General features: G+C 39.6%; 18 protein-coding genes and 1 rRNA gene. 7 read left to right on the top strand and 12 right to left on the bottom strand.

The window, feature by feature from the left end; translation table 11 throughout:
* Nucleotides 1-12 precede the first annotated feature (12 nt).
* Nucleotides 13-1,773 carry an AMP-dependent synthetase/ligase gene (locus H8B06_RS18105; RefSeq protein WP_190995616.1) on the top strand — a complete coding sequence of 587 codons (1,761 nt, stop codon included), beginning with the start codon at nt 13-15 and terminating at the stop codon, nt 1,771-1,773.
* Between the two features lie 16 nt (nt 1,774-1,789).
* The gene (locus H8B06_RS18100; RefSeq protein WP_190995615.1) at nt 1,790-2,731 is read left to right on the top strand and encodes a YihY/virulence factor BrkB family protein; all 942 of its coding nucleotides are present in this window, start codon (nt 1,790-1,792) and stop codon (nt 2,729-2,731) included.
* Nucleotides 2,732-2,738: 7 nt separating this feature from the next.
* Here H8B06_RS18100 and H8B06_RS18095 read toward each other — a convergent pair whose 3' ends face one another.
* The 3 genes from H8B06_RS18095 to cls all read right to left on the bottom strand — a co-directional run bounded on the left by H8B06_RS18095 (nt 2,739) and on the right by cls (nt 7,938).
* Nucleotides 2,739-3,614 (bottom strand): glycerophosphodiester phosphodiesterase family protein, encoded by an 876-nt coding sequence (locus H8B06_RS18095; protein WP_190995614.1) that lies wholly within the window; start codon nt 3,612-3,614, stop codon nt 2,739-2,741.
* A 45-nt stretch (nt 3,615-3,659) separates the two neighbouring features.
* A complete protein-coding gene (locus tag H8B06_RS18090; protein WP_190995613.1) occupies nt 3,660-6,380 on the bottom strand; it encodes a carboxypeptidase regulatory-like domain-containing protein in 2,721 nt (906 codons plus the stop codon).
* A gap of 79 nt (nt 6,381-6,459) precedes the next feature.
* Nucleotides 6,460-7,938, bottom strand: coding sequence for a cardiolipin synthase (cls, locus tag H8B06_RS18085; protein ID WP_190995612.1), 1,479 nt, complete (start codon nt 7,936-7,938; stop codon nt 6,460-6,462).
* A 173-nt stretch (nt 7,939-8,111) separates the two neighbouring features.
* Between cls and H8B06_RS18080 the strand changes: the two genes are divergently transcribed.
* From H8B06_RS18080 to H8B06_RS18070, 3 genes are all read left to right on the top strand, one after another.
* Nucleotides 8,112-9,266 carry an efflux RND transporter periplasmic adaptor subunit gene (locus H8B06_RS18080; protein ID WP_190995611.1) on the top strand — a complete coding sequence of 385 codons (1,155 nt, stop codon included), beginning with the start codon at nt 8,112-8,114 and terminating at the stop codon, nt 9,264-9,266.
* A 62-nt stretch (nt 9,267-9,328) separates the two neighbouring features.
* A complete protein-coding gene (locus H8B06_RS18075) occupies nt 9,329-12,487 on the top strand; it encodes an efflux RND transporter permease subunit (RefSeq protein WP_190995610.1) in 3,159 nt (1,052 codons plus the stop codon).
* A 12-nt stretch (nt 12,488-12,499) separates the two neighbouring features.
* Complete coding sequence (locus H8B06_RS18070) at nt 12,500-13,972, top strand: efflux transporter outer membrane subunit (RefSeq protein ID WP_223857767.1); 1,473 nt, start codon at nt 12,500-12,502, stop codon at nt 13,970-13,972.
* Between the two features lie 11 nt (nt 13,973-13,983).
* Here H8B06_RS18070 and H8B06_RS18065 read toward each other — a convergent pair whose 3' ends face one another.
* The 7 genes from H8B06_RS18065 to H8B06_RS18035 form a co-directional block, all read right to left on the bottom strand.
* Nucleotides 13,984-14,676 carry a sulfite exporter TauE/SafE family protein gene (locus H8B06_RS18065; RefSeq protein WP_190995608.1) on the bottom strand — a complete coding sequence of 231 codons (693 nt, stop codon included), beginning with the start codon at nt 14,674-14,676 and terminating at the stop codon, nt 13,984-13,986.
* Between the two features lie 2 nt (nt 14,677-14,678).
* Nucleotides 14,679-15,101: a FixH family protein gene (locus tag H8B06_RS18060; protein WP_130139508.1), complete on the bottom strand. Its 423-nt coding sequence runs from the start codon at nt 15,099-15,101 to the stop codon at nt 14,679-14,681.
* Nucleotides 15,102-15,109: 8 nt separating this feature from the next.
* Nucleotides 15,110-16,501, bottom strand: coding sequence for a cytochrome c oxidase accessory protein CcoG (ccoG, locus tag H8B06_RS18055; RefSeq protein ID WP_190995607.1), 1,392 nt, complete (start codon nt 16,499-16,501; stop codon nt 15,110-15,112).
* Between the two features lie 36 nt (nt 16,502-16,537).
* Nucleotides 16,538-17,428 carry a cbb3-type cytochrome c oxidase N-terminal domain-containing protein gene (locus tag H8B06_RS18050; protein WP_190995606.1) on the bottom strand — a complete coding sequence of 297 codons (891 nt, stop codon included), beginning with the start codon at nt 17,426-17,428 and terminating at the stop codon, nt 16,538-16,540.
* Nucleotides 17,429-17,434: 6 nt separating this feature from the next.
* Complete coding sequence (locus tag H8B06_RS18045) at nt 17,435-17,629, bottom strand: hypothetical protein (RefSeq protein WP_130139505.1); 195 nt, start codon at nt 17,627-17,629, stop codon at nt 17,435-17,437.
* Between the two features lie 11 nt (nt 17,630-17,640).
* Nucleotides 17,641-19,785 carry a cytochrome-c oxidase, cbb3-type subunit I gene (gene ccoN, locus H8B06_RS18040; RefSeq protein ID WP_190995605.1) on the bottom strand — a complete coding sequence of 715 codons (2,145 nt, stop codon included), beginning with the start codon at nt 19,783-19,785 and terminating at the stop codon, nt 17,641-17,643.
* A 180-nt stretch (nt 19,786-19,965) separates the two neighbouring features.
* Nucleotides 19,966-20,727, bottom strand: a complete 762-nt coding sequence (locus tag H8B06_RS18035; RefSeq protein WP_223857766.1) for a lytic transglycosylase domain-containing protein — start codon at nt 20,725-20,727, stop codon at nt 19,966-19,968.
* Nucleotides 20,728-21,019: 292 nt separating this feature from the next.
* Here H8B06_RS18035 and H8B06_RS18030 point away from each other — a divergent pair, with 292 nt between their 5' ends.
* Together H8B06_RS18030 and H8B06_RS18025 are read left to right on the top strand one after the other, a co-directional pair.
* On the top strand, nt 21,020-22,168 hold the full coding sequence (locus tag H8B06_RS18030) for a pseudouridine synthase (RefSeq protein WP_190995603.1): 1,149 nt from the start codon (nt 21,020-21,022) through the stop codon (nt 22,166-22,168).
* Nucleotides 22,169-22,217: 49 nt separating this feature from the next.
* Nucleotides 22,218-22,685 (top strand): pyrophosphohydrolase domain-containing protein, encoded by a 468-nt coding sequence (locus H8B06_RS18025; protein ID WP_190995602.1) that lies wholly within the window; start codon nt 22,218-22,220, stop codon nt 22,683-22,685.
* 35 nt (nt 22,686-22,720) lie between these two features.
* On the opposite strand, the gene H8B06_RS18020 is transcribed toward H8B06_RS18025, so the two are convergent.
* Entirely contained in the window at nt 22,721-23,671 is a 951-nt protein-coding gene (locus tag H8B06_RS18020) for a TIGR01212 family radical SAM protein (RefSeq protein WP_190995601.1), read from the bottom strand.
* Nucleotides 23,672-23,770: 99 nt separating this feature from the next.
* A 5S ribosomal RNA gene (gene rrf / locus H8B06_RS18015) occupies nt 23,771-23,856 on the bottom strand; the annotation flags it as partial.

The following is a 23,856-nucleotide window of genomic DNA, read 5'->3' as shown; positions in this document are numbered from 1 at the left end:
ACGACGCAACATATGAGTAAGCTAAATAGATTGTTTGATATCTTAGATGGATATACATCGACAGACACCAATACCTGTATGGTTGCGGGAAAAAGGAATGGAGAATGGCAACTTGTAACGAGCGAGCGTTTTATGACGCTCACCAACAATTTGAGCAAAGCTCTTCTTTCCAAAGGATTAAAAAAGGGGGATAAGGTCGCGTTAATGTCCGGAAACCGCCCTGAATGGAATATTGTAGATTTCGCCTGTAATCAGCTTGGAATAGCAATCGTTCCATTGTATCCCACGCTATCGGCCCAAGATCTTTCTTTTATCCTTCATAATGCCGAAGTAAAATTGCTCTTTGCGAGCAATACGGAATTGGCGCAAAAAGCAGAACAAGCTATCCAAGAACAGCAATTGTCCATCGAGCTTTATACTTTTGACGATGTACCGAACAAGCCAGGTTACCAAGAACTTATTAATCTGGGCACCCAACAAGATATTGATCTGCAACCTTATAGAGATGCGGTGCAGGGCAACGATTTGCTTACACTAATTTATACCTCCGGCACGACTGGAAAACCCAAGGGCGTGCTTTTAACACATAAAAACATTATCAGCAATGTAGAAGCTTGTCAGCACCTTGTCCCAAAAGACACCACTACCGCACTAAGTTTTCTGCCACTGTGTCATATTTTTGAACGAATGGTGGTTTACATCTATCTTTCCAAAGGTATCCAAATCTACTATGCAGAGAACCTAGATAATATCGTAGCCGATATCAATGATGTAAAACCGCAAATTTTCACCACTGTACCACGGGTTCTAGAAAAGGTGTACGATAAAATAATCGAAAAAGGGAAAACATTAACCGGCATAAAAAAAGCGCTATTTTTCTGGGCGGTAGAACTCGGCCATAGATACCAAGAACCTCCCAAAAACAGTTTCTTCTATAATTTGAAGTTAGCGATAGCCCGAAAACTGATTTTCTCCAAATGGCGAGATGCGCTCGGGGGCAATATCAAACTAATCGTGTCAGGAGGTGCTGCTCTCCAAGAACGATTAGGCCGTATCTTCTGGGCTGCAGATATTAAAGTATTAGAGGGTTACGGGCTAACGGAAACATCGCCCGTTATAGCTGTCAACTCCCATGTTGATACCGACGTTAAATTTGGTACTGTAGGAAGGGTATTGAAGAATCTAGATGTAAAAATTGCAGATGACGGGGAGATCCTCGTTAAGGGTCCCAGCATTAGTCCGGGATACTATAAAAATGAAGAAGCTACCCGGGAAGCTATTGATGAAGAAGGTTATTTACATACCGGCGACATCGGTGAAATTACACCCGATGGTTTTCTCAAAATCACCGACCGGAAAAAAGAAATGTTTAAAACTGCGGGAGGCAAGTATGTTGCTCCACAAGCACTAGAAAACAAGCTGATGGAATCTACGTTGATCGCACAGGTCATGGTCATTGGCGAAAATCAACGTTTTCCTGCAGCACTTATTGTACCTGCTTTTGAGGAACTGGAAAAATGGTGCAAACATAAGAGCATACCTTTTGTTTCGAAAGAAGAGATCGTTAAAGATTCACAGGTCATCGAAAAATACCAACGGGAAATCGATCGCTTAAATATGGGTTTCGGACAGTGGGAAAAAGTGAAAAAATTTGAATTGCTACCTAAAGAATGGACTATCGATAACGGCGAACTGACACCGAAGTTGAGTTTGAAACGAAAAGTTATTCTAAAAAATACAGAGACTATAATCAACCAACTATACGAACATTAAAACAAAAACTACACGTATGGAGAAAGAAACACCTTGGCAAAAACTAAAAGGGTTTGGACAATTGTTATTAGATACTATCAATAGTTTCCTTAACGATAAATGTCTTAAAAAAAGTGCTTCTTTAGCGTATTATACGGTATTCTCCATTGGTCCCTTAATTTTAATCCTAATCTGGGCTTTAGGTTTTTTTTATGGCAGCCAAATGGATTCCCCAACGGGTGCACGCGACGAGATCATGACGGAACTTAATCAACTTTTTGGGCCAGATATCACCAATATGTTGGATAACGCAATTAAAAAAATATCTTTGGATAGTAAAAACAGTATCGGACTTTACATCGGTATCGGTGTACTTGTTTTTTCTTCTACAACGATATTTGTCGATATACAAAATTCCATCAACGAAATCTGGCATATTAAAGTCAAGCCTAAAAAAGGTTGGTTGAAAATTATTATCGACCGTCTTCTTTCTTTCTCGATGATTTTAGGTTTGGGATTTCTCCTTATGGTCTCCTTAATCCTCAGTAGTGTAATCGGACTGTTGATGGGCAAATTGGGTGATTTTTTGAGTGAATATATTCCAAACATCAATCTCCAGATGATTAATCTAATCAATACCGGTGTATCGTTTTTAATTATTGCGACCTTATTTGCTTGTGTATTTGCTTTTCTTCCTGATGCCAAGACCCGCTTCCGGGATGTATTGTGGGGTGCGATTTTCACAGCTTTACTCTTTTTATTAGGAAAATCACTTATTTCTTGGTATTTATCTTCGAATGTTACCGCAAGCTCGTTTGGAGCAGCAGGCTCCATTATAATTTTGCTAAGTTTCGTGTATTATTCCGCGGCTATTTTATATTTTGGTGCCGAGTTTACGAAACATTATGCTATTAAATATGGACGAGGAGTGCGGCCGAGGTCGTATGCTGTTCGGGTTGAAGTAAAAGAGCTGGAATAACATTTATTTAGTTTATTGCTTCACTCACCTCAATAGGTAAATCAGACTCCAGCACCGCAGCGCCGTCGACGAATATAGCGCGGTATTTCTCTGCCCGCTCTTCTTTCGTTGGTAATTTGTAATACGTTGGAGCAGACGATATCATACACATCACACCTTTGGATTTAAAGAAATCATACATCACTTGGTTAGCTTCCTTTATTTCAGGCCCGATATAGACGATCATTCTATCATAAGGTAGACCGGAAGCTTTAAATTCCTCCAAAGATTTTTCATCCTTTATGTGCATAGATAGGTATTGATTGGGATTTTTGTCCAGGTAAAATCTCGCTTGTTCTACATTATGTACCGTAACCCATACCCATTTATAGGCATTGTGCTTCCGGATTATTTCAGCTGTTACCTCCAAAGGCAGATCCTTTTTATCTAGGTTGAGGACGGTCTTTCCTTTCGCCCACTTAATCATTTCGTCTAACGTGTTGATACGATATTTAGTCGGATTACCCTGATGGTCTTTCAACCGTAATTTTTTAAGCTCTTTCCAAGTATAGTCGGAGACTTTCCCTGTTCCTGTCGTTGTCCGATCCAAGGTTGCATCATGGACCATAACCGCCAAACCGTCTTTGGATAGACGCGGGTCGATCTCAAAAATAGCCGGAGTATGCTTCAGCACCGCTTTCATCGCCACAATAGAATTTTCAGGAAGTCCCTTCTCTATTGTACCACGATGACCACTAATAATCTTTTTATCGGGCGCGTATTCGAAGTACGCATACATCTCCTCCATATTGTTAAAGTTCAGTTTATGGAGTTTCTGAGCATTTACTTCTAAAAAGGATAGACTATTTATTAATAAAGCAACAGTAATCAGCATACTTTTCATTAGAGATGAAGTTAAAGATTTAATACCAATAAGGTATAACAAAGCTTATTTCACATTATAATAATATACAGCTCGTCCGGCGGTACCTGTATTATCCTGTCCTTCCACAACCACCTTATATCTACCATTGCCATCACCATTATAAAAATCCAAGGTAACATTGCCCTCGTTACCCAGGACCACATCTGGATTCCAATAAATGGTCGTTCGATAATCGTTTGTATTTTTACTATCCGGGGTATCGTATTTTGGTGAATAAAACTGTCTTTCTTTTACATAACCAAGAGGGACCATATCAATCACATTTGTCTTCGGCAACATACTTTCAATTTCAGCCAACGACATGCGTGGTTGCTTACTTTGGTCTTTCTTTTTCGTCATAATGGAAACAACACCATCATTTTGATACATACGGCTGACCGTTCCCAATTCATCCCGTAAAAAAATCTCGATAGCCTCAATCTCTGAAGGAATAATAGAATTTAGAGCAGGTTCATCGATGGGCATGCCATCTAAGAAGAACTGAACCGGCACTCGACTCCCCTGATTATAGTTCCTTGTAACATGGTATTTCAACGTCTGATTATCATACGTGATACCTGTCAACATGGTTGTCAAACACATGGTCAGTACGTTACAACCCGAAAGACGTTCACCCTCAATGCGATGTTCTGGCATCGACAATCCAGATAGCGACGAAAACTCTTTACTAGTGACCATTTTCCGCTGAATGCCCGTAACCTGGACTTCATCTATCAAAATAGAAGTTCTATATTCGTTCTTACTATTGTTTAGATAAGCCTTCATTTCTTGATCAATATTTTGCACATTGTCACTTGCATAGGGATTTCCTTGATCGATTCCCGGAAAATAAGTCTGGTCCATATTGATAACCAAGTTTCTAAAGTTATCGTTACCTCGAGCGTTTATGGTTACTTTAGAAGAATCGGAGAATACCAAATTTTCGAAGGCAAATCGTCCTTGATTATCTGTATAGGCGTCCTTCCGTATATTTCTCGATGGAATAGATAATAACAATCCTCCATTAGGCTGAGGACGTCCCGTATTTAACCGTAAAATACCTGAAAGCGTAATTCCTTGTTCTGGCATAAATTGAACCTGAGGAAGCTTTTCGGCAATTAAATCATCATACGAAAACCGTCTAAATCCTTGAGTCATTAACAACACATTTAGTGATTCCTTTCGCTTTTCATTTTTTTCATTAAAATAATAGTTTGGTTGTTCTACATATCCCTTAAGATCTGAAGTTAGTAAATAGTTGCTCAAAATCCCCAATTCTTGATCATCGTCATAAGGTGTCTTCACATCATCAATCACCGATACCGAATAATTACTTTTCAGCGAGTCCATGATAGGAACCTGAATTGTCAACTTTACACCTTCTTTTTTTGCATAGGTTGATTTATCTGTTTTTACATCTATGTTCAGCAATGGTTGAGACTGATTAAACACTAAACGTTCGCTCAACAGTTTCCCATCAGGCTGCATAATCGACAGCTGCACGATACCATTGGGGAGTTTATCTTTCGGAAGGCTAATCAATACCGACGAATTTTTTAAAGTAGCCTGTGCAGCGTACACCAAATGACCATTCGATTGCCCTAAAACATAGAACGGCTGATTTGCCATCTTTTCATAAAAGGCGTCATTTGCAATTAACCCCATCTGCAGCGAAGCATCATCTTCACTGTGCAGCACCACGTTAATCCCTTCTGTTTTGACTTCCGGAAGATCATATGTCCGTTGCTCTCCATTTTCAAAAGATACAGTCGCCTTATAACTTTCTCCCGCAATAGGCATAAAGTCGATTGCTCCCATACCAAATGCAATGTCATTAAAAGATGCGACTTCTTTCTTCTTGCTATCCAAGATCTTACCTTGCACTTTTATACCTTTTCCAGTAGAGCTAACTGCTTTAAAAGCTAGTTTCTTAGCCACCCCTGCAAGGAGGTCTCCCCCCTCGGGGAAAAACTGGACATCAGCATCCCATAACGCATGCTGTAAGGGATAACTACCTACTAAAGCCGGCTCTAATTTATCTCCGTCAATTTTTACATTAAGTCTTCCTTTTTTCAGATATTCCTTATCTTTTATGGTGAGATTGATGGTTACCCGTCCCATATCATCCGTCTCCCCTTTCCCTTTACTAAATGGATCCCAACCATCAATAGCCTCCCACGTCAGCTTTCGCCTTCCCAACAAGTTACCTTCTCTATTCCTAAACTGTATTGTGGCCTTCGTTTTGTTGTTGCCATCGGGTGTATATGTAATCTCCGCACCTAATTTCTTATTAATAGCGTCCCCCACCGGCACAATCTTATTATAGAAATAAGCATTATCAAAATTTGCCATCCATTTTGTATATGCCCGAAAACGATAATTATCTTGTGCAATAAACTGTGGATCTAACACTAATTGTCCTTTTCCACTATTGTCCGTAAGAGGTATACGCAGCGTTTGTATCAACGAGTCCTTGCTCGTTAACATCTCCACGTAAATAATCTTACTAGGGGTATATTCAAATAGATTATGCTGTAAATATGTTTTAAACCATAAGGTGTCTCCAACAGCGTAGTAAGGTTTATCAAAATGTAAATGTACTTTCTCCACCGGATACACCCCAAAATATTTTTGTACGCGCTCTACCACTGTATTAATAGGTATAGCGGGTAGTTGTTGGGCAAATCCATTTCTTGATCCGAATAGGAGAAAGGTAATAAATAAGAAAATAAAAAGCTTCTTCATTAATATACAGTTTTTTCGCGGAGTTAAAGTTATCTATTTTTTTTCTGAAAATGTATGTTTTGCGCCCATGTTTAACACCTTATAACAATGGAGCGAGCAAACGACATACAGAATCAAGTCCACGTTTCCATACGTTTCGTTTTTTCCATTCTATCAAAGTCATGCGTTCGCAGTCTTCTTTATCACGTTCAAATTGCTCTTCTAATTGTCTACAAACAGTATCATCGGAGATTACGGCGGCAATTTCATAATTGATATAAAAACTACGTGTATCTAGATTGACTGTTCCGATGTAAGAAAGCTTCCCATCAATGTTGATTGTTTTAGCATGGATAAAGCCTTTCTTATAAAAATAAACTTTGACCCCTCGTTCTAGAAGAGGTTTAATAAACGAAAGGCTGGCATGCTGCACGATAAAAGAGTCTGATTTCTCGGGCAACATCAATTCCACTTCCAAACCCGATGCCGCTGCAACCTTTAGAGCCGTTGCTAATTCATCACTCGGCACATAGTAAGGTGTAACGAGCTGGATTTTCCTGTCGGCCTCCCCCAACCCCACAAGAATAGCTTCCATATTAAAAGGCCCTAACGACCCCGGATCACTTTCCACAAAGGAAACTGCTGCACTTCCTTTCTTTTCTATGTGCGGCATTTGATGGAGAAGATATCCCTCACTCAATTGAAAAGGTGTACCATCTGCCAAATTCCAAGAATTCCAAAAACCGATTTGAAGCATAGTCACTGCAGGCCCTTCAATTCTCACGGAAGTGTCTCGCCAAAAAACAGCGGTACTATTGGCAGGATCATTGATATACCGATCGGAAATGTTCATTCCCCCAATATACCCTATTTCTGCATCAATGACAGCAACCTTACGATGGTTTCGGTAATTACTATTCCCCATAGACGTAAAAGTTACCGGAAAAAAATGATGGTATTCAAAACTTAAATCTTTTCTACGCGATAAATATTTTACCAAGCCCGGCGAGCCAAAGCTATCAATTAATAAACGCACAAAAACACCTTCTTTGGCTTTCTCTTCTAAAAGAGACAAAACCTCCTTACCAATTGTATCTACCTCGAAAATATAATATTCTAAATGAATAGAATGACGGGCTTCACGCAAGGATTTCAGGAATTCGGGAAACTTTTCTTCGCCATTGATGAGCAATTTGACGCTATTTCCCGTCGTCGGTGATGACACACGCTCATTTTTTAAGAAAGTAAACACCCGCGAGAGCGTTCCTATCCGGTCACTGATGCGAACAAGATTCTGTTCCATATAGGGCTCCAAACGCTGCCATTCTTTCTTCAAACGCATCATTTGCGCATCATTCACACGTTTGAGACGTCTAACTTTATTGAATTTCTGTCCGAATAAATAATAAATCAGCAAGCCGACAACAGGCAAGAAAACGATGACCAAAATCCAAGATAGGGTTTTAGTAGGATTCCTGTTCTCAATTAAAATAGTACTAAGTACTCCCAAATATAAAAAAACAATAGGTATCCAATACCATTGTTTTAAAAACTGGAGCAATTCTTGTGTAAATTCCATATATTGATCAATGTCCCAATAAAAATAGGTTTTTTGTCGGAATTAACCGAACCATTGTATTCGTTAAGAATTGTTAAACGAGCAACTATTGTATATAAAAAGCGTTATAATTGCATACACCTGTAACTAAACCGTTACAAATAAAGACAGATGTAAAAGATATAATACAAAAGATGAACATAAAAAATTCAATATTAAAACAAATAGCATACATATTAGTGGCGGGAGTCGGCGTAGCTACTTTCACAAATTGTAACACAAGCAAATCAGAAGATACGGCGAATAAACCCCTAGCTTTACCGGTACACACAGTTGATACAAGTAATGCGGTTACGGTAAAAGATTACCTAGGAACCATTGAAGGCAAAGTAAATGTAGAAATTCGCCCACAAGTTGAGGGTATATTGCAACAAATATACGTGGACGAGGGCCAATACGTAGAAAAGGGCCAAAATTTATTTAAAATAGATGCTTCGGTTTATCAAGAAGGTCTTAATAACGCGCTTGCCAATCAAAATGTTGCGAAAGCAAGATTGGAAAATGCGAAATTGGAGGTAGAGCGGTTACGACCTTTAGTAGAGAATGATGTCATATCGGAAGTCAGACTCCGGAAAGTAATGTCAGACTACGATGTGGCCAAAGCCTCACTCGATCAAGCTGCTGCAGAGGTAAGAAACGCTGAAATTAGCAAAGAATTCACCATTCTAACGGCGCCTGTTAGTGGTTATATTGGTCGGATTCCGAAAAGAATAGGAAACCTTGTTTCCAAAGGTGACAGAGAACCGATGACCGTATTGTCAGATGTGCAGGAAGTATATGTTTATTTCTCGATGAATGAATCGGACTTCTTATATTTTTCAAAAATAAAAGCACGGGAAGATAGTTTACTAGGTATCAAAAATTCCAAAAACAGACTTGTTTTTCCTGAAGCCACCTTGATTCTTGCGGATGGTGAACAATACAAGAAGAAAGGTATCGTAGACGCCATTGATGGTCAGGTCGATAGAACAACAGGCGCTATATCGTTAAGAGCATCTTTTCCGAATGAAGATAATATCTTAAGAAATGGTAGTACAGGAACATTAAAAATTTCAGAAACAAAAAAAGGTGTAATCCAAATTCCGCAGGTTGCGACGAGTTCACTGCAAGATAGAACGTTCGTGTATACTTTGGATGATAATAACCAAGTGGAACGTCGTTCCATTAAAATCGAAGGTACCAGTAGAGATAACTATATTGTCTCTGGTTTAAACATCGGTGATAGGGTATTACTTTCGGGCATTGATAAAATTACGGACGGTTCTGTCGTAACACCTATTGCCCAATAATTGCGAATGCTCTCTTCACCCACAATCTCCTCTCATCAGATTGATTTTAAAAAGTACATTCAATGTTAAAAACATTCATAAATAGACCGGTGCTAGCCACCGTAGTATCCTTAATTTTAGTCATTTTGGGCCTAGTAGGGATGATGATACTTCCCATCAGTAGGTTCCCCGAAATTGCACCTCCCAGTGTAGTGGTCTCCTTGAGCTATCCGGGAGCGAATTCCGAAACCGTAGCAGAGAGTGTTTTGTTACCTGTTGAAGAAGCTATTAATGGTGTAGAAGACATGACCTATATCCGGTCTACAGCCACCAACTCGGGATCGGGCAGTATACAAGTATTTTTTAAAACGGGCACCAATCCTGATATCGCATCGGTGAATGTACAAACCCGTATTTCCAGAGCAATATCCACTATTCCAGCAGAAGTAAACGAGAATGGTATAACCGTGCAGCCTAGACAGAGTGGGGCTATCATGACTATAAATTTATACTCTGATCATAAAGATTCCATTTATGACGAGACCTTCTTGCAGGCATATGCACAGATCAATATGATCCGCCCGCTTTTACGGGTAGACGGCGTGGCACAGGTAGCTAGAATTGGTGCGCGGGACTATTCCATGCGTGTTTGGTTGAATCCCGAAAAATTAGCACTATATAATTTAGTACCACAGGATATCACAAAGGCTTTAAGTGACCAGAACTTCGAGATGGCCCCCGGCAAGTTTGGGGAGGCTACCGATGAGGTTTTCGAAACAGTTATCCGACATAAAGGACGTTTTTCGCAACCGGAAGAATTCGAAAATATGGTCATCAAGACAAATATTGATGGGTCTGTCCTCTATCTAAAAGATATTGCACGTATTGAGTTTGGCGCAACAAACTTAAATAGCGACAATAAGGTGAACGGTTATCCTGGTTTAACCCTTAATATTACACAAACCAGTGGTTCGAACGCGCACGCGATCGACCAAGAAGTACGAAAAGTACTAGAGGAGATATCGGTAGCTTTTCCAAAAGGGATGCATTACGAAATATCATATAGTGTACGGGATCAAATAGACGAATCTATCAACCAAGTAAAGCATACACTTTTTGAAGCCTTTATTTTGGTATTTATCATTGTATTTATTTTCTTACAAGATTTCCGCTCCACATTGATACCCGCTATTGCCATTCCGGTATCCCTCGTCGGTACGTTTTTCTTTCTAAGTCTTTTTGGTTTCTCGTTGAATGTACTCACGATGTTTGCACTCGTTCTCGCTATTGGTATCGTGGTTGACGATGCCATTGTAGTCGTTGAGGCCGTTCACCAAAAAATGCATGAGACAGGTTTGAAAGCAAAAGAAGCCACCATCCAAACCATGTCCGAGATCACAAGTGCTATTCTATCCATTACGATGGTTATGGCAGCGGTATTCCTCCCAGTGGGCTTTATGCAAGGTCCGGCAGGTATTTTCTATCAACAATTTGCTTATACCCTAGCAACAGCGATATTAATATCTGCTGTGAATGCGCTAACACTCTCCCCTGCTTTATGTGCACTGTTGCTAAAACCTGTACATCCCCAACAAATAGAGGAGGAGAAAAAACTAAATACTTTTCAAAAGTATAAAACAAGGTTCTTCACAGCCTTCAATACAGCTTTTGATAAATTCACCACCAAATATCTTGCTGGTGTAAAGTATCTGTTAAATCATAAAAAAATAGCTTTTTTAGGGTTAGTTGTCATCACCCTTATTGGAGCAGTCTTCTTGATGAACACACCGCGAAGCTTTATCCCTACAGAAGACGACAGTTTTGTAACTTATTCGTTGGCTATGCCCCCTGGCGCTTCGTTATCCAGAACTACCGCTGTATTGCGCAAAGCAGATAGTATCTTAAAGAAACGAGAAGATATAGCGGGTATGACAACTGTATCAGGCTTCAACGCATTGGATGGAGGAGCTAGCCCTGCATTTGCAGCAGGTTATATCAACCTAAAATCACATAAAGAGCGAACAGACATTAAATCCATCAATGCCTTTATGGACACTATCCGAAACGACTTGTCCCAAATAGATGAAGCCACATTTACGGTCTTTCCTCGACCTACCGTACAAGGTTTCGGTGAATTTGCCGGATTAGAACTGGTATTGCAAGATCGTTTGGGGGGAGATATTCGCGACTTTGATCTCGTAGCGGATACGTTTATTCGTCAGATCAATAATCTACCAGAAGTAGGCAATGCATATACAACGTTTAAATCTAATTTCCCACAGTTTGAAGCGGATATCGATGTCGTCAAAGCAAAAAGTTTGGGCGTTGACATTCGGGAAATGATGAGTACCATTCGGCTATACTTCGCTCGTGTGAATGGTGGAGATTTTAACCGTTTCGGCAGAACGTATAGGGTATATTTACAAGCCGATTTTGATTTTCGAACGGATCCAGAATCACTAAACTCAATTTTTGTCCGAAATAAAGACGGTAGAATGGTACCTGTAGGAACATTAATGACACTAAATAAAGTTATCGGCCCGGAATCTGTTTCACGGTATAATCTATATAACTCGATTACTGTAAATGCCACACCTGCTACCGGTTACAGTACAGGAGACGCTATGGAAGCTATTGAACAACTTGCTATCGCAGAACTACCCGCCAATTATGGTTATGAGTGGACGGGAATGGCTTATGAAGAAAGTCAGGCTGGCTCACAGACCATCCTTATTTTTGGACTCTCGTTCATCTTTATCTACTTCCTTTTAGCAGCACAATATGAAAGCTATATTCTTCCATGGGCGGTCTTACTGTCGGTTCCCGTAGGATTAATTGGTGTATTCTCCACGATTTGGATAGTAGGTTTACAAAACAACATTTATGTACAAGTCGGATTGATTATGTTAATCGGGTTATTAGCAAAAAATGCAATCCTTATTGTTGAGTTTGCCATACAACAGCGAAATAAAGGCTTAAGTATTTACGACGCTGCCATCATGGGCGCAAAATTACGTCTCCGCCCCATACTCATGACTTCCCTTGCTTTCGTCGCTGGTCTAGTCCCTTTAATGTGGACCGTTGGTCCTTCCGCTATCGGAAATCACTCGATCAGCTTTAGCGCTGCAGGTGGCATGCTATCTGGTGTGATATTTGGTATATTTATCATCCCGGTCTTGTTTATGGTCTTTAAGGCACTAGATGAAAAAGTAAGGGAAAAACTTAAATCTTCTGACGAATAACGCATGAAACTTATGACACTGAAACAACTGGTATATATTACGGCAGTATTGGTCAGCTTATCTGCATGCAAAGTCGGTAAGCGATATGTCCAACCGGAACTAAATCTTCCCGAAAATTTTCGGGGGGATACACTGACCTATCAACAGGATACGATTGCCTTCGCACAGGTTTCCTGGCGTGATTTTTTCAATGATCCACAGCTGATCGCACTTATTGATACGGCACTGGTAAACAATTACGATATGCGAACAGCTTTAAAGAATATTGAAATCGCCAATCGTAATCTGAGACAAAACAAGCTAGAATACCTTCCTTCTGTAGATGGTAATATTGCTACCGTAAATAGGCAATTTCGTTCTAAGGATTTTTATAGCAACCCGTCTTCAAAGTGGTATAGCGAAAGTGGAGAAGAGGCTCCCGATAATCTATTTCAATACCAATCACAATTTAGTGCGGGCTTAGAGTTTAGCTGGGAACTGGATATATGGGGCAGGATTGCCCATCAGCAAGATGCCTTAAAATCAGATTTTCTCGATTCCTACGAAGCAAAAAATGCTATTCAAACCAGATTAATCGCAGACGTTGCGAAAGGTTATTTTAACCTGATTATGTTAGATGCTCAGATCGAGGTCGCTAAACGTAACTTACTACTTAACGACAGTACATTACGTATGATCCGGTTACAGTATGACGCCGGAGAGATCACCGCATTAGCCATCCAGCAAACGGAATCACAGCGACTAGTTGCCGCGTCATTGATCCCCGAATTGGAGAAAGAAATCGCCTTACAGGAAAATGCACTCAATGTTTTGATAGGTGAAATGCCAAATGTCGTAACTAGAGGCTTTAAAATAGACAGCTTAATGAACACGGAAAACAGCATTACGCTAGGTGCTCCTCTCGAAATTATTAGGAATCGACCAGACATAAAACGTGCGGAATATGCACTCATTGCTGCTAATGCGGAAATGAATTTACGACAGATTATGCGGTATCCACAGCTTTCGCTTAGCGGTGTTCTTGGTACAAACGCTATGTTACCTAAAAACTGGTATAATATTCCCGGAGCGTTACTCGGTGGATTTGCCGGCGGATTGACCACCCCTATTTTTAGAAATGGGCGATTAAAGAATCAATGGGAAGTTGCTAAAATAGAACGTGAAAAGACCGAATTGGAGCTGCAGAAAACGGTCATGGAAGCTGTACACGAAGTATCCAATGCGGTTATTACGGTAGAAAAGCAGAAAGAGCAAATTGAATTGACGAGAAGAAGAGTGGAAAATTCTGAATTAGCCGTTAGAAATGCATCGTTGTTGTTTATGAGTGATTATGCGACTTATCTCGAAGTAATCACTGCCCAAAGCAACGCGCTCTCTAGTGAGTTAGCACTGGTCGATATCAGACAGAAACAATTGGAAGCTTATGTAGATTTATATAGAGCACTCGGTGGCGGATGGCAGGAAACAACGGAAACCGTGGAATAATTAGATAGTGGTTAAGCACAATTAATTGCTCCATCTACATGTAGTAGCGGACTTAGATAAGGGATATCTAGGTTCGCTCCTCTCAAAATGAACCAAATGCCCATGATTAAATAAAGAAAAGGTATTACACGGTTAAATCCACGTTTAAAAATGGGTTTGGAAAAGCTTCCAGCAAAAGAGAAAACAAAGAGCAAGGGCAATGTTCCTAAACCAAAAAGCACCATAAAAAGAAAACTGTTTGTTAACGAATCAGCGTTCATGGCTGATGCTAAAGCCATATAAACCATACCACAAGGCAAAATACCATTTAATATTCCAGCTACAAAAGAGCCTCCGGGCCTATAAAGCCATCGTCCCATATATCTCGCAAACGGTTGGACTGCCTTTGTTTGAAAACGAGTTAACGCTTGCGTGTTTTTCCCAAAGACATAAAACATACCGATTATTACGAGCCCAATACCTACGACGATACTTAATCCTCTTTGCCATCCTTGTACGACAGCCATACTTCCTAAGATTCCCAAAAAAAGTCCCATTATACCATAAGTAAGAATACGCCCTATTTGATAAAGTAACCGATTAAAAACCACTTTCCACGACAAGCCCATTTGGCCATTTATAGCGAGCAATAGCGGACCACACATAACGGCACAATGTACACTACCAAAAAGTCCCATAAAAAATGCAAAATAGTGATAGGTCATTATTAAAAATATAAATTATGATCGGAAGTATAAGGTGTTCCGCCTTGTTGCCAAGAAATTTCCAGTCGCCAACTACCTTTGGTAAAGCTACCCACAGGTATTCTGTAATGCTGACTTTCCGTTACAAATGGTAATGACATATCCAACATGCTATCGGATGGTCGCTTAAAGATAAGGTTGCCTCGATTATATGGTTCGCTAAAGGTAATATACAATGTATCGTTTTTAACGCTAACTGTTGGGCGGGCATTATCATTTAATAAATTCTGCTTCCGCTGGTAAACCTCATCATAGGATAAACTTCTTTCATAGTAATCCTCATCTTCCAACGTATCCGTATTCTTAGTCACCATATATATTCCCGCACTCACAATAAATACGATAAAAGTCCCCAATCCTAATATGATCTTTAATCCCCAGTTCATGTTAATCCTTATTTTTTACTTGGAGGAGCTATAAAGGTTGTTTTTAAAGTCTCCTTTACTTTTCCATCAGAAATGATGTTCACCTTGACATTCTGTTTATATTGCGCTATTTCTCCCTTGTCCATCAACAGGAAAAAGCTCAGTTTTGCACTTCCCTCCTTTTTCAAGTCATGAATATTATTCACCATTTGCACGTTAATCCTGTCGTCAACACTTTCAATATCAAATTTAATATCTTTTCCAGATTTATTTAATAGCTCCAACGTATATAAATTGCTCACCTTTCCATCTTCCCGGAGCTGATAAGAACTTCCCGTTGCACGCAATAAGCGTCCGTCTATCTCCGAACGGCTAAACAACAAAAAACCAAATACGATGGTCAACACCACTAGTATAGCAGAATAAGCTATCGCACGCGTATTATTTTTCTTACCTGTTTTCCCCTCTTCAGATAGATCGTCCATAGAATAAAAACCGATAAGACGTTTTGGTTTTCCTATTTTATCCATAACAGTATCACACGCGTCAATACAAGCTGTACAATTAACGCATTCCAGCTGTGTGCCATTACGAATATCGATACCTGTTGGGCATACGTGTATACAAAGTTTACAGTCGATACAGTCCCCTTGCTCCGTATCATTTTTTTTCAACTTCCCTCTGGGTTCTCCACGGTTCACATCATATGCTACCGTCAAACTTTTTTCATCGAGCAATACACCTTGCAGCCTACCATAGGGGCATAACGTTGTACAGACAATTTCGCGTACATAAGCAAATACGGCGTAAAAAGCAAGGGTAAACACAATAATGGACGCAAAGCCAATGATATGTTGATCCACGGGATCAGTCATAATTTTGTACAACGCATCAACACCAATAATATAAGCCAAGAATATATTCGATATAAAAAAAGATATGGCCAAGAAAATCGTGTGCTTCAATACCTTTTTCCAAGCTCTGGCATCAGAATCAGGTCCCTCATTTAATTTCCGCTGTTGTATCCAATCACCCTCAATAAGATATTCTATACGTCGGAATATCAGTTCCATGAAAATGGTTTGTGGGCATGTCCACCCACACCAAACTCTACCATAAACTGCTGTAAAAAGAACGATACCCACCATCATAATCAACATACCAAAAACAAAAATGTGTAAATCTTGTGGATAGAAAACGGAACCGAAAATGGAAAATTTTCGTTCAATGATATTGAACATTAGAAACGGATTGCCATTTATCTTAATAAATGGGGCTATAAAAAGGAACAGTAGTAAAGAATATCCTACCCACTGCCTATAGTTGTACAACTTGCCACCGGGCTTTTTGGCGTAAATCCATTGACGCTTTTCTTTCCCTGAATTTGTACGGGCACTATTTCCATCTACCACTGTTCCCATGATTATTTAAATAAAAATTATAGCATTTGTATTCATTTATACCTCATTTTCCGCAGTTACCTGCTCTGCTGAAGCATCAGTAGTTTCGACATTGGCTTTCGGAGCCACTTTTTCTCCTTGTGGGTCTTTCGGATTCGGTGGATTAGTACCAGCCAATGTGATAATATAATTACTTACCTCCGCAATCTGTCCTGGTGTTAATGTTTGCTCCCAAGGTACCATTCCTTTCTCTGGAACACCATATTTCACCACAGCGAAGACATCTTTAATATCGCCGCCATGTAGCCAATATTCGTCCGTTAAGTTGGGACCTATTCCACCTTCGCCCGCATTTCCATGACAAACGGCACAATTCGCCATATAGATTGCCTTTCCCGATGCTGCCAATGTGCCGGTAGCATCTATTTCTATCGTGCTTTCGTCGATTAGATTAGCTGATTGCGCTAAAAATTCCTGTTTCGCCTTTTCCGCCAATGCCATTTCTCGTTGATACTCTTGGTCTTGATTAGGTCCCCATCCAAAAACATGGTAAACAAGCAAGTAAACTACACCAAAAGTAATCGTAGAATAAAAGAGTGCATTAAACCATGCCGGAACAGGATTATCCAATTCTTTGATACCATCGTATTCATGCTCAATTTCCAAGTCTTTTTCCTCTTCTATTGGTCTCAAGCTCAATAATTTGGCCGCGATAGCCTGCCAGTTAATCTTTTTGGCTTTTTTTACCTGTTGCTCGGTCGCCAACTGTGGCATAGTTAAATTAATAATTGATTTCATGGCCTTATTGACGACCAATGCTGAGGCCAAAAGAGCTATCATGACGACGATAAGGGCGACAATAAGAATATCGTTGTATATATTTCCCGATCCAAAAGCCCATTCGGATGCTGTCGCAGTGGTATCGGCTGTTAATAATAATGTATTCATAAATCTCTATTTCTGCAATGATTGGTCATTTTCCTTTTCCGACTCCCCATCGTCAAAAGGAATATCTTTCATGTGATCGATGTGATCTTTTTTCATCCAAAATAACATACAAGCCACAAGTACAAAGAATACCAGAAAGACCCACAACGATGCTATTAAATAAATCTCATCTCCATTTAAATTTGTTATCTGCTTAAACATAAGTCCTCCTTTTAATTATCTGACAATACAATTTCATCAGCTGCTTGCGGTGCTTCAGCCTTGATATCCTTCCCTAAACGTTGTAAATAAGCTATCACGGCAATAATTTCGCTATCAGACCGAACTTCCACTTGATTTGCCGCTAGATCCGCTGTTATTTCATCCGCTTGTTTTTGCAAATTTGTAAAAGCATTTTGGATCTCCTCTTCTGAATAAGGCACACCTAATACACGCATAGCATTCATCTTCTTATCCAAAAGGCTGTTATCCAATGTTTGCTCGATTAGCCACGGATAAGCTGGCATAATACTTCCGGGAGACGTAATAGTTGGATCCAACAAATGGTCAAAATGCCATTTATTCGGATACTTGCCGCCGAGACGATGCAAATCCGGTCCGGTACGTTTAGATCCCCATAGGAACGGCATATCGTAAACAAACTCTCCAGCTTTACTATACTCACCATAACGAGCAGTCTCCGAACGGAATGGTCGAACCGTTTGCGAATGACAGTTAACACAGCCTTCTCGGATGTATAGATCACGTCCTTGAAGCTCAAGTGCGGTATAGGGTTGTACAGACGCTATTTTAGGCACATTACTACTAATTGTAAACGTCGGAATCATTTCCACGATGCCCCCAATAAGAATAGCAACCAAAGCCAATACCATGAATAGAACAGGTTTACGTTCTAAACGACGGTGCGGAGCAGGTTCTCTTGTTACCACAGGCTCTAAAGCTGGTGCCTCAGCAGCTTCGTTGGCAACCAATTTCCCAGCTTTCATTGTCTTAATCAAGTTGTACGTCATAATGATGACACCTGTTAAATACAACGCACCACCTACAGCACGCATCATATGCATCGGAAGAATCTCCAAGGTGGTAGCTAAGAAATTTGGATATTTCAATACACCTTCCGGCGTAAACTCTTTCCACATCAGTCCCTGTACTACAGCGGCCCAATACATCGGGATAGCGTAAAATAAAATCCCCAATGTACCGATCCAGAAGTGGACATTCGCTAGTTTTTTCGAATATAACGGTGTTTTATAAATTTTCGGAATGATAAAATACAAAACAGCAAATGTTAAGAAACCGTTCCATCCTAATGCACCTACGTGTACGTGTGCCACAATCCAGTCTGTAAAGTGTGCGATCGCATTTACTTGTTTTAACGATAATAAGGGCCCCTCGAAGGTTGCCATACCGTAGGCTGTCAACGCAACCACCATAAACTTAAGCGTGGGTTCTGTACGCACTTTATCCCAAGCTCCGCGTAATGTTAATAATCCGTTGATCATCCCCCCCCAGCTCGGCGCAATCAACATAATGGAAAATACAACCCCCAACGACTGCACCCATGATGGTAATGAGGTATAAAGAAGGTGGTGAGGTCCTGCCCAGATATAAATAAATATCAAAGACCAAAAGTGAAGGATACTCAATTTATATGAGTATACAGGACGGTTAGCCATTTTAGGTAAGAAGTAATACATCATACCTAAATAAGGTGTAGTCAAGAAAAAAGCAACTGCATTATGCCCATACCACCACTGCACCAAAGCGTCCTGCACACCTGCATAGACATAGTAACTTTTCCATAAGCTTACCGGAAGCTGAATAGAATTTACAATATGCAATACAGCCACCGTTACAAAAGTGGCTATATAAAACCAAACCGCTACATACATGTGACGTTCACGGCGTTTGATGATTGTACCGAACATATTTATTCCAAATACCACCCAAACCAAGGTAATAGCAATGTCAATTGGCCATTCCATTTCTGCATATTCGTGCGAGGAAGTATAACCTAGCAATAAAGTAACTGCAGAAGCAACAATAACTAATTGCCAGCTCCAAAAATGGATTTTGCTCAACAAATCACTGAACATTCTTGCCTTTAGAACACGTTGCATGGAGTAATATACCCCCATAAAAATTGCGTTCCCAACGAAAGCAAAAACAACCGCATTTGTGTGTACGGGGCGTACTCTACCGAATGTCGTGTACTGATTTAGAAAGTTCATCTCGGGCCAAATCAATTGCGTGGCGATGAGTAAACCGATGGACATGCCCACCAATCCCCAAATAATTGTTGCGATCCCAAAGTTTCGCACAATCTTGTTGTCATAATTAAATTGCTCTACCTGCATACTCTAATAGTTGATTTCGGAGGTAAAGGTAGCCTTTTTTTTATGACACTGTAATGATACATCTTTTATAAAAAAGTGACATTTATCACTCTTTACTTTTTCTAAATAATAGAGCGTGTAAACAAAAAAAGACCTTCCAAAAAGGAAAGTCTTTCTTCGTATTATCACTTAATCTATAGATTATAGCAAATTTCGTTCATTCGTGTGTTGATATCTATCATATGTTTGCGCATAGCGTTTATATCCATGTTTGTTAGGATTCTCTATAACCTGTTTCATTGAGACTAGCTTATAAACATAAGAACCTGTTTCTCTATTCAAGTGTAAATTATAATAATCCTTTGTTCCCTGACGACGTATAGTATTCTTTAAGCTGCCACCACCTACATTATAGGCCGCGGCTACCAACGTCCAATCATTAAATTCTTTATATAGGCTTTTTAAATAACGTGCTGCGGCGTGTGTAGATTTGATCAAATCCTTACGTTCATCCACACTGCCATTAACTTTCAAGCCATAAAGCCGTGCGGTAGCGGGCATAAATTGCCAGTAACCACCTGCTCCTTTATGGGACGTTATCCGAGGATTCATGTCACTTTCCACAAGTGGAACATATTTAAAATCCTCTGGAATCCCGTACGATTTTAAAATAGCTGCTATCTGCGGTAAATGCGCTGCTGCTTTTTTATGCAAATCATAAGATTGTTGCTTTCGGAAAGAAAAGTTTGCTAGATATCTCTCAAATTTTTTCTCTACTGAAGGGTTGTGTAGAGGAACCTGCTCATTAGCAAACATTACGGAGCGATAATATGCTTCCTTTTGTCTCTCAGGCGATAAGGCTATCGCTTTTTTTTGTTTCTCAACCTGCTCCAACAAGGCCTTCCGTATAGGATCCTCTTTGGACGTTGAGTTTGGCGTGGAGTATAGCTTTGACAAAATCATTACAGACAATACTATACTGCTACACAGTACTCTTTTTTTTATCATTCAATCCCTTACTGCTACCCATCCACGAAATTAAGATCAATACTTAAAAGCGATCAAGATAGCTTGGTTCAATTTAAGCCTGCAAATATACAAAGGTTCCCCTAATTTTCCAAACCGTTATAATCGAACGAAGATGCTTTGTAAACACAAAAACGTGGTCTATGCTATGACAATACATCTTTTGATAATATTATTTTTTTCTATGAACCAGATAAAAATACTACCTTTGTAGCTAAACTTTACAAATATGCCATTCAATAACAAAAGGAACAGTCGCGACGACAACTCCAAAAAAAGTAGAAGTAACTCCGAAAACTTCCGCTCAAAAAATGGTCGCTCAACACGGTCGTCTTCAACGAATGAATTTAGAAAATCCAGATTTGAAGAAGAAGATAGCAAGAAATCAAATCCCTTTAGCAAGTTTGAAAAAAAGAATAAAAAAGATGATTCCAGTCGCTCTTTTAATAAATTCGATAAACTAAAGAAGAATACAGACCGTCCTTTTTCAAAGGACGAAAAAGGAAACTATCGTGGTTCCAACAAATTTGATAAGTCAGGTAAAAAATCGTTTGATCGGTTCGATGGCGAAAATAAAACGAAAGACAAATACAAAAATAAAGACACATATAGACCATCCTACCCTAGAAAGAAAATTGCTAGTGCGGAACCTAAAGATGATGGTTTAATCCGATTAAATCGTTATATATCCAATGCTGGTGTATGCTCACGCCGCAAAGCAGATGAACTAATTGAGTCCGGCGTGGTATCCGTGAACGGTGAAGTGGTAACAGAATTAGGAACTAAAGTAGATCCGGCAAAGGATGAGATAAGGTATAATGGCGAGCGCTTAAAACGCGAAAAAATGGTTTATGTGCTTTTAAACAAACCCAAAGATTTTATTACGACTACCGATGATCCGCAAGAACGTAGAACCGTTATGCAACTTGTGGCAAAAGCCACAAAGGAACGGATCTATCCGATAGGACGCTTAGATAGAAATACTACAGGCTTGTTATTGCTTACTAACGACGGTGCACTCGCAGAAAAGCTTTCCCATCCGCGAAACAATATTAGTAAAATATATCATGTAGAGTTGGACAAAAATTTAACACAGGGTGATTTCAATAAAATCCAATTTGGCATTGAATTAGAAGATGGAGTCATCAAACCTGACGATATAAGCTATGTACAAGGAGGAAGTAGAAATGAAATTGGTATCCAAATCCATTCTGGCAAAAACAGGGTTGTAAGACGTATTTTTGAATCATTGGGTTATGAAGTTATTAAATTAGATCGCGTAGTTTATGCTAATCTAACAAAGAAAGATTTGCCACGTGGGAGATGGAGATATTTGGAAGAGAAAGAACTTATACAGTTAAAACATTTCATTAAATAAACTCCTCCATTTTTAGACAATTTTGGTTTTTAACTTTTGACTTTAAAATATGACAGATCCTAAAACACTGACTTCCGTAGCTGAATTTCATAAAACCTTTCAACATCCTATCCTGGAGGAACCAACCATTCCGTCTGAGATACGCTGCAACTTACGGGTTTCTTTAATCGCTGAAGAATTAAAGGAATTGCAAGAAGCTATTGAAGACAAAGATATTGTAGAAATAGCTGATGCACTATGCGATATTCAATATGTGCTCTCAGGTGCTGTATTAGAATTTGGGTTAAAAGATAAATTCAATGCGTTATTTGAAGAAGTACAGCGCTCGAACATGAGCAAAGCGTGTAAAACAGAGGAAGAAGCAAAGGCGACCCAAGCCCATTACTCCACTAAAGGCGTTAATTCTTATTATAAAGAAATCGACGGCATGTTTTTAGTGTATAGAGAGGGAGATAATAAGACTTTAAAATCGGTCAATTATTCACCTGCCAACTTGAAAGCAATTCTTGAAAAATAGAAGATAGATCTGGGGCTAAATATTTTTAGCCCCATTTAATTTCCAATATATTTACTACCTTGCTTCACCCCTCGGCTTTCTAAACCTTTATCAATATGTGTTTGTATTTTTGATTTTGGAAATCCCCAATTAGGTGCAATCAACAGTTCTTTATCTGCAATACCAAAAATGCGCTGAATGATAATATCAGGACGTAACAAGGGCATGAATTTTGCCAAGAAATCCGTGTATTCCTCTATAGAAAACAACTTAAACGGTTCCCTCTTATATTTTACCCCCATAATGGATCCTTCGACAATATGAAGATGGTGTAATTTGATAAACTTTATTTGAGGGTGTTTATTAATTTCCTCCGCATACCGAAGCATCATTTCTTCCGTCTCCCAAGGAAAACCGAAAATTGTATGTACACATAAATCCAGTTTTGTATTTTGAAGCATATGCATCGTGGCCAGAAATTCGTCATGTGAACAACCTCTATTGATCTGTTCTAACGTATCATTATAAATAGACTCCATTCCCATTTCCAAATCAACATCAAAACGGTCAGTATAAGATTCTAACAAGGCGATTTTCTCAAAGTCCAAACAATCCGGACGAGTTCCCACAGACAAACCTAATGTATTTTCGGAATCTATACTTAAAGCTTCGTCATACATCATTTTTAGCAAATGCGTAGGTGCGTAGGTATTGGTGTTAGGTTGAAAATAAATAATAAATTTTTCCGCTCCATAGGAATTTCGTGCTCGTGTTATGCCATTCTGCACCTGCTCCTGTATAGAGGGTATTTTACGGGCGGTATCGGGAGTAAACGAATCTACATTGCAATACGTACAGCCACCATAACCTTTTGTTCCATCCCGGTTAGGACAAGTGAAATTCCCATCTACAATAACCTTAAACACTCGTTGCCCATCATACTTCTCTTTTAAGTATGCTCCATAATGATTATACGGTTTGATACCGTTGTCTAGTAAAGTCCCCATCTTCTGCAAAGGTAGTAATTAGTAGCGAGTAATGTGTGAAGTTTGCCCCTCACAAACAAAAAAAGCCCCTGCAGTTATACTGCAGGGGCTCCGTATAAAAACCGGCACCGACCTACTCTCCCACCTTTTACGGCAGTACCATCGGCTCTGGCGGGCTTGACTGCTCTGTTCGGAATGGGAAGAGG

It is taken from the genome of Sphingobacterium micropteri (assembly GCF_014692515.1).
Taxonomy (GTDB): domain Bacteria; phylum Bacteroidota; class Bacteroidia; order Sphingobacteriales; family Sphingobacteriaceae; genus Sphingobacterium; species Sphingobacterium micropteri.
This window is presented reverse-complemented; position numbering and strand designations above follow the sequence as displayed.

Excerpts from the sequence above, each read along its gene's own strand:
- H8B06_RS18105 (WP_190995616.1), top strand. The coding sequence starts at position 13 with ATGAGTAAGCTAAATAGATTGTTTGATATCTTAGATGGATATACATCG.
- H8B06_RS18100 (WP_190995615.1), top strand. The coding sequence starts at position 1,790 with ATGGAGAAAGAAACACCTTGGCAAAAACTAAAAGGGTTTGGACAATTG.
- H8B06_RS18095 (WP_190995614.1), bottom strand. The coding sequence starts at position 3,614 with ATGAAAAGTATGCTGATTACTGTTGCTTTATTAATAAATAGTCTATCC.
- H8B06_RS18090 (WP_190995613.1), bottom strand. The coding sequence starts at position 6,380 with ATGAAGAAGCTTTTTATTTTCTTATTTATTACCTTTCTCCTATTCGGA.
- cls (WP_190995612.1), bottom strand. The coding sequence starts at position 7,938 with ATGGAATTTACACAAGAATTGCTCCAGTTTTTAAAACAATGGTATTGG.
- H8B06_RS18080 (WP_190995611.1), top strand. The coding sequence starts at position 8,112 with ATGAACATAAAAAATTCAATATTAAAACAAATAGCATACATATTAGTG.
- H8B06_RS18075 (WP_190995610.1), top strand. The coding sequence starts at position 9,329 with ATGTTAAAAACATTCATAAATAGACCGGTGCTAGCCACCGTAGTATCC.
- H8B06_RS18070 (WP_223857767.1), top strand. The coding sequence starts at position 12,500 with ATGACACTGAAACAACTGGTATATATTACGGCAGTATTGGTCAGCTTA.
- H8B06_RS18065 (WP_190995608.1), bottom strand. The coding sequence starts at position 14,676 with ATGACCTATCACTATTTTGCATTTTTTATGGGACTTTTTGGTAGTGTA.
- H8B06_RS18060 (WP_130139508.1), bottom strand. The coding sequence starts at position 15,101 with ATGAACTGGGGATTAAAGATCATATTAGGATTGGGGACTTTTATCGTA.
- ccoG (WP_190995607.1), bottom strand. The coding sequence starts at position 16,501 with ATGGGAACAGTGGTAGATGGAAATAGTGCCCGTACAAATTCAGGGAAA.
- H8B06_RS18050 (WP_190995606.1), bottom strand. The coding sequence starts at position 17,428 with ATGAATACATTATTATTAACAGCCGATACCACTGCGACAGCATCCGAA.
- H8B06_RS18045 (WP_130139505.1), bottom strand. The coding sequence starts at position 17,629 with ATGTTTAAGCAGATAACAAATTTAAATGGAGATGAGATTTATTTAATA.
- ccoN (WP_190995605.1), bottom strand. The coding sequence starts at position 19,785 with ATGCAGGTAGAGCAATTTAATTATGACAACAAGATTGTGCGAAACTTT.
- H8B06_RS18035 (WP_223857766.1), bottom strand. The coding sequence starts at position 20,727 with ATGATTTTGTCAAAGCTATACTCCACGCCAAACTCAACGTCCAAAGAG.
- H8B06_RS18030 (WP_190995603.1), top strand. The coding sequence starts at position 21,020 with ATGCCATTCAATAACAAAAGGAACAGTCGCGACGACAACTCCAAAAAA.
- H8B06_RS18025 (WP_190995602.1), top strand. The coding sequence starts at position 22,218 with ATGACAGATCCTAAAACACTGACTTCCGTAGCTGAATTTCATAAAACC.
- H8B06_RS18020 (WP_190995601.1), bottom strand. The coding sequence starts at position 23,671 with ATGGGGACTTTACTAGACAACGGTATCAAACCGTATAATCATTATGGA.